General features: G+C 74.2%; 5 protein-coding genes and 1 pseudogene. 5 read left to right on the forward strand and 1 reads right to left on the reverse strand.

Translation table 11 applies throughout. The annotated features are described in order from the left end of the window. Positions 1-52: 52 nt before the first annotated feature. The 4 genes from GV126_RS19245 to GV126_RS19265 all read left to right on the forward strand — a co-directional run bounded on the left by GV126_RS19245 (position 53) and on the right by GV126_RS19265 (position 4,723). The gene (locus GV126_RS19245) at positions 53-1,063 is read left to right on the forward strand and encodes a polyprenyl synthetase family protein (protein ID WP_159668379.1); all 1,011 of its coding nucleotides are present in this window, start codon (positions 53-55) and stop codon (positions 1,061-1,063) included. A gap of 529 nt (positions 1,064-1,592) precedes the next feature. Next, positions 1,593-2,825 (forward strand): LolA family protein, encoded by a 1,233-nt coding sequence (locus GV126_RS19255; protein WP_185946742.1) that lies wholly within the window; start codon positions 1,593-1,595, stop codon positions 2,823-2,825. 34 nt (positions 2,826-2,859) lie between these two features. After that, positions 2,860-3,840 (forward strand): ABC transporter ATP-binding protein, encoded by a 981-nt coding sequence (locus tag GV126_RS19260; protein WP_159668390.1) that lies wholly within the window; start codon positions 2,860-2,862, stop codon positions 3,838-3,840. Further along, positions 3,827-4,723, forward strand: coding sequence for an ABC transporter permease (locus tag GV126_RS19265; protein ID WP_159668392.1), 897 nt, complete (start codon positions 3,827-3,829; stop codon positions 4,721-4,723). The genes GV126_RS19260 and GV126_RS19265 overlap by 14 nt, the downstream gene beginning before the upstream one ends. Here GV126_RS19265 and GV126_RS19270 read toward each other — a convergent pair. Beyond that, a complete protein-coding gene (locus GV126_RS19270) occupies positions 4,720-5,271 on the reverse strand; it encodes a DUF6668 family protein (RefSeq protein ID WP_159668395.1) in 552 nt (183 codons plus the stop codon). The two genes, GV126_RS19265 and GV126_RS19270, sit on opposite strands and share 4 nt — an antisense overlap. Before the next feature lie 187 nt (positions 5,272-5,458). Between GV126_RS19270 and GV126_RS19275 the strand changes: the two are divergent. After that, a pseudogene (locus tag GV126_RS19275) lies at positions 5,459-6,355 on the forward strand (tetratricopeptide repeat protein); the annotation flags it as partial.

Here is a 6,355-nt window from a genome sequence, read left to right on the forward strand (position 1 = left end):
TATCGACAAACCGTGTAATCGCCAGCAGACACCAGCAGACAGGAGACCCCTCGTGACCGTCGTCGGGCCGTTCGGGCTGAGCGTGCGGGGCCAGGCTCTCGAAGCCGATGTCCAGGCCGGGTTGGCGGCTGTCGAGGAAGGGCTGCTCGAAGCCACCAAGAGCGAGGTCCCCTTCATCACGGAGGCCGCGCAGCACCTGGTCAGGGCGGGTGGGAAGCGGTTCCGGCCGCTGCTCGTGATGCTCGCGGCCCAGTTCGGCGACCCGTACGCGCCGGGGGTCGTGCCGTCGGCCGTGGTCGTCGAGCTGACCCACCTGGCGACGCTGTACCACGACGACGTGATGGACGAGGCCGCGGTGCGGCGCGGAGTGGCCAGCGCGAACACCCGCTGGGGCAACTCCGTCGCCGTCCTCACCGGTGACTTCCTGTTCGCCCGGGCCTCGCAGATCCTCGCCGACCTGGGCCCCGAGGCGGTCCGGGTGCAGGCCCTGGCGTTCGAACGGCTGGTCACCGGTCAGATCCTGGAGACCGCCGGGCCGCAGGACGGCCGCGACCCGGTCGACCACTACCTGGACGTCCTCGGCGGCAAGACGGGCTCGCTGGTGGCCGTCTCGTGCCGATTCGGCGCCATGATGTCCGGGGCCGACGAGACGGTCGTGGACGTGCTGACGCAGTACGGCGAACGGCTGGGCGTCGCCTTCCAGCTGGCGGACGACGTGCTGGACATCGCCTCCGACTCCCACGAGTCCGGCAAGACCCCGGGCACGGACCTGCGGGAGGGCATCGCCACGCTGCCGGTGCTGCGGCTGCGCGAGCGCGCGGCGCGACTCGGGCTGGCCGAGGACGTCGCGCTGTGCGAGCTGCTGGACTCCGACCTGAGCGACGACGCCCGGCACGCCGAGGCGCTGGCGGCGCTGCGCGCGCACCCGGCCCTGGAGCAGGCCCGCCGGGACACCGTGCGCTACGCGGAGGACGCGCGGGCCGCCCTCGCTCCGCTGCGGGACTGCGACGCGAAGGACGCGCTGCTCGAACTGTGCGACGCGGTGGTACACCGGGCCGGCTAGCCGTCGCGGTGGTGCACCGGGCCGGCTAGCCGTCGCGGTGGTGCACCGGGCCGGCCGCCCGTCGTGGTGGTGCACCGGGCCGGCCGACTGTCCGCCGGCGTCTCCACCCGGTGCTGCCCGGTCTGCTGCGGCGCGTCTTCCCGGTCTGCCTGCCCGGTGTGCCCAGGCGCGCCCCCGGGCCGCCCCGGGATGCTCTGACCTGCTTCGACGCTGCCCCTGGCCTGCTCCCGTACTGCCCCCGGCCGCTCCGGAACTGCCCCCTGTCCGCCCCTCGGGAAGCCGCCTTCGGGCGCCGTGCCCGGGCGGCGCTCTCCACCCCGACCCCTACGGGGCGGTGGAGACGTCCACCCCGTGCGTCATACCGCAGGTGGACACGGAGTTGGCTCCGCGGTCTGACGCTTCCGCGCCCCCGATTTGGTCAGATGGAGACACGGACCACACCACTCCTCACCGATTCGGGTGAGAATGGCGGCTCGGGGTGGGAGCAGTGCACTGGGCAGCCGCCGCCTACGACGGAGGTAAGGCACACATGGCACCGTACGAATCCGACGACACCAGGGACGCCGAGAAGGCCGGTGACCCGCACGCGAGGCGACGCAAGGCCGCTCGTTACGTCGTCCCCGTCGCGGTGGTGGGGGTGGCCGCGGCGACCATCGGGCTCGTCCCGGCACTCGCCGACTCCGGCGACCCCGACCTGCCGAAGATCACCGCGCAGCAACTCATCGAGAAGATCGCCAAGTCGGACGTCGAGCAGCTGTCCGGCACGGTCAGGATCAGCACCGACCTCGGCCTGCCGGACCTCGGCGGGCTGGCGGACGGCCTTGTCTCCGGCGGCGGCAAGGGCGGTGACGGGTCGTCGGCCGACCCGTCCGCGAAGCTCACCGAGCTGGCCTCCGGCACGCACACCCTGCGGGTCGCGACCGACGGACCGGACCGCCAGAAGATCTCGCTGATCGAGAGCGCCGCCGAGTACAGCATCGTCCACAACGGCAAGGACCTCTGGGGCTACGACAGCAAGTCCGACGAGGTGTACCACTCCACCGTTCCCCAGCAGGGCAAGGAGCACCGGGACCAGGCCCCCGCCACGCCGAAGGACTTCGCCGACGAGGCCCTGAAGTCGGTCGACGACACCACCTCGGTGACGGTCGACGGCACCGCCCGGGTGGCCGGCCGGGACGCCTACCGGCTGGTCGTCAAGCCCCGGCACGCCTCCGGCACCACGGTCGGCGTGATCAGCGTCGCGGTGGACGCCAAGACCGGGATGCCGCTGAAGTTCACGCTCACCCCGGCCTCCGGCGGTGCCGCCGTCGTGGACGCGGGCTTCACCCGGGTCAGCTTCGCCGAGCCGGCCGCCTCCACCTTCCGCTTCACCCCGCCCAAGGGGGCGAAGGTCACCGAGGGCGAGCACGCCGCGGCGGGCGAGCACTCCCTGCCCTCCGGTGGCTTCCCCAAGGGCCTCCTCCCCTCGCCGGGACTCGCCGGCGGCGGGACGGCCAAGGACGGCATGAAGGTGCTCGGCACGGGCTGGAACTCCATCGCCACCTTCGACACCGGAGCCCGCGGCGGCATCCCGTCGTCCTCCGGCCAGGGCGCCCTGAGCGGCTTCCTCGGCTCGCTCGGCGACCAGGTGAGCGGAACGTTCGGCAAGGGCACCGTCTTCTCCACCCGCCTGATCAACGCCCTGATAACGGACGACGGCAAGGTGTACGCCGGAGCCGTCACCAAGGACGCGCTGGTGAAGGCGGCGAACGCCGCACAGTGACGCCCGGCAGGGGCACGACGGATCGAGGGAGCCGATGGACGAGGCGTCCGCCTGGGAGCCGCGACCGGTGGCGCCGGACGCGGTGGACGGCGTCATCCGCACCCGCGCGCTCACCAAGCGCTACCGCGGCGGACAGCTCGCCGTGGACGGCCTGGACCTGACCGTCCCGGCGGGCAGCGTCTTCGGCTTCCTCGGTCCGAACGGCTCGGGCAAGACCACCACCATCCGCATGCTGATGGGCCTGATCGAGCCCACCTCCGGCACGGCCCACGTCCTGGGGCACCCCGTGCCGCGTGCCGCGCGCACGGTCCTGCCGCACATCGGGGCCCTCATCGAGGGCCCCGCCCTGTACGGCTTCCTGACCGGCCGGGACAACCTCCTGCGCTACGACGCCGCCGACCCGACGGCCGACCCACGCACCCGCAGCACCCGGGTCGCCGCCGCCCTGGAGCGGGTGGGCCTGACCGCGGCCGCGGGCAAGAAGGCCAAGGCGTACTCCCTGGGCATGAAACAGCGCCTCGGCCTGGCCGCCGCGCTGCTGCAGCCGCGCAGACTGCTCGTCCTGGACGAGCCGACCAACGGCCTGGACCCGCAGGGCATGCGGGAGATCCGCTCCCTGGTGCGGGAGCTGGCCTCGGACGGCACGACCGTCTTCGTCTCCTCCCACCTCCTGGACGAGATCGAGCAGGTGTGCACGCACGCGGCGGTCATGGCCCACGGCAGGCTGGTCACCCAGGGCCCGGTGGCCGACCTGGCCGCCGGGGCGCGCGGCCAACTGGTGGTCACCACGCCCGACCCGGGCGAGGCGGCCCGCGTGCTGAAGGAACAGGGCGTCGGCGACGTCGTCGTCACCGGCGACCGGGTGACCGGGGAACCACCGGAGCGCGACCTGGCCGATGTGAACGCCGCGCTGGTCGCCGCCGGGGTGCGCGTACGCGGCTTCGGGGTCGAACGCGCCTCGCTGGAGGACGCGTTCGTGGCACTGACGGGGGAGGGGTTCGATGTCGCGGGCTGAGACCGCCGCGCCGGCCGCCGGGCCGGCATGCCCCTCGCGTACCCCGCACCGGCTGTGGACGTTCGGGCTGCTGCGCAGCGAGCTGGCGACCACCTTCCGGCGCTGGCGCACCCTCGCGCTGCTCGGGGTGCTGGCCGCCGTGCCGGTCCTGGTCGGGGTGGCCGTGCGGATCGAGACCAGGGACGGCTCCTCGGTCGCGGGCGGGGGCGAAGGCCCGGCGTTCATCGCGCAGATCACCAACAACGGGCTGTTCCTGGTCTTCACCGCGCTGGCGGCGACGCTGCCGTTCTTCCTGCCGATGGCCGTGGGAGTCGTCGCGGGCGACGCGATTGCGGGCGAGGCGAACGCGGGCACCCTGCGCTATCTGCTGGTGGCACCGGCCGGCCGCACCCGCCTGCTGCTCACCAAGTACGCCACCGCCGTCGCCTTCTGCCTGGCCGCCACCCTCGTGGTGGCCCTGTCGGCGCTCGTCGTGGGTGCGCTGCTGTTCCCGCTCGGCGACCTGACGACCATCTCCGGCACACAGATCGGTTTCGCCGAGGGGCTGTGGCGTGCCCTGCTGATCGCGCTCGTCGTCGCCGCGTCCCTCGTCGGGATCGCCGCGCTCGGCCTGTTCGTGTCCACCCTGACCAACAGCGGCATCGCGGCCATGGCGACGACCGTGGGCCTGCTGATCAGCGTGCAGATCGTCGACCAGATACCCCAGCTGCACGCCGTCCAGCCGTACCTGTTCTCCCACTACTGGCTGTCCTTCGCCGATCTGATGCGCGAGCCGGTCTACTGGGACGGCCTGCTGAAGAACCTTCAGCTGCAGGCGCTGTACGCGGCGGTCTTCGGCTCGGCGGCCTGGGCCCGGTTCACGGCGAAGGACATCACCGTCTAGGGCAGCCCCAGCCCCGGTTCTTCCGGCGCCCGGCCGGGCGCTCCCGCGCCGGCGAGGAGACGGGCGAGCGGCTCGGTCTCGCGTGGTGGCCGTCCGGTCAGGTCGCCCACGCGCCAGGCGGGCACCCACGGCACCCGGTGCACGTCGGCGACGGACTCGATCGCCCGCACCCGCTGGGCGAGCTGCCGCGGCAGCCGGCCCGGGGCGTCCGCGACCAGCACCACGCCGTCCAGACAGAGCCCGACCGGGGCCGCACCCCTGCGGAACCCCTCCAGCGCCCGGCCGACGGCGTCCAGCCCGGCCGCATGGGTCCGCGCGACGAGCAGCACCGAGGGCGGCTCGCCCGGGCCGGGCCAGGCCCGTCCGCAGTCGTGGCCGCCGTAGACGGCCGCGAGCGTGGTGGTGCCGGCGCCGCCGTGCGCGGCCACCCAGGAGTGGCCCGGGGCAGAGCCGGGACGGGCGCCGGGGTCGGGACGGAGACCGGCGTCGGTCGCGGCCACCGGCCCGCGGATCCAGACCTCCGGTCCCTGCTGCACGCCTGCGCGCATGCCCGTTCCCTCCGTCGTCGTCCCGGCGATCCCGGCGCTCGGCACGTTACCCCGGTCACAGGCAGGGCCTTCGGTGCGGGTCCTGGTGCGAGTCTGTGACGACGCGGTGACGTGGACGGCGCGGGCGAACGGAGACACTCGACAGTACGTGTACAACCGGATGGCACACATCCGAATGAGGGAGCCGATGTCTCGACTGAGCCGCGAGAAGAAGCGGGAACACAAGCGCGCCGCGCGCTCGGCGGCATCCACACCGACCACCCCGATCGCCGTGCACGTGCCCGCGGCCGCCGCGGGCGCGGACGGCTCCGGCTCCCCGACCGGGGCGTGGGCATCCGTGGACGGCGTACCGGTACGGCCGGCGCCCGGCGAGGAGATCCAGCAGGCCGTCCTGGACCACCTGCACCGCATCGTCCTGGCCACCGGCCGGCCCGTGCACGCCACGGTCACCGACGAACGCATCGGCTACGTCGTGTCGTTGCTGGTGCACGGTGACGGCTCCAGCACCTTCACGGCGGAGCCGGTGCGCACGGCACCGCCGGTACCGTTCCGGCCGCACCCGGCGCCACCGGCCGAGGCCGTCCGCCCCGCCCGGCCGCCGCGTGCCGACCAAGCGGGGGACAACGGGACCGGGGGCGACGCGACCGGGGCCGACGGGACGGGGGACAGCGCGACGCGGGTGCTGCGCACGATGCGGGGGCCGGTGCCGGAGCCGGCGCCCACGTACCCGCTGCACGCGGTGCCCGAGCCGGAGCCGCCCGCCGGTACCGGCCCGACGGTCACGTTGCGTGCCGTACCGGAGCCGGGGACGGGCGACGAGGTTCCCGCACCCCCGCCGGGCACGGTGGCGGCACCGACGGGGGAGTTCGGCCCGCCACCGGTGATGGGGACGCCGGTGCCCCGCCCTGCCTCCGAGGCGGACGGCGAACCCGAGGCGGCCTACGCGCCCGACGCGGCCTACGCCCCCGAGGCGGCCTACGCGCCTGAGACGTCGCCCGCGCCCGAGACGGACAGCGCACCTGAGGCGGCCTCCGCGCCCGAGCCCGCCGTCCCCGGCGCCCCAGCCCCTGTGCCTGACACGGAG

The sequence above is a fragment of the Streptomyces mexicanus genome (genome assembly GCF_902506575.1).
Classification (GTDB): Bacteria; Actinomycetota; Actinomycetes; order Streptomycetales; family Streptomycetaceae; genus Streptomyces; species Streptomyces mexicanus.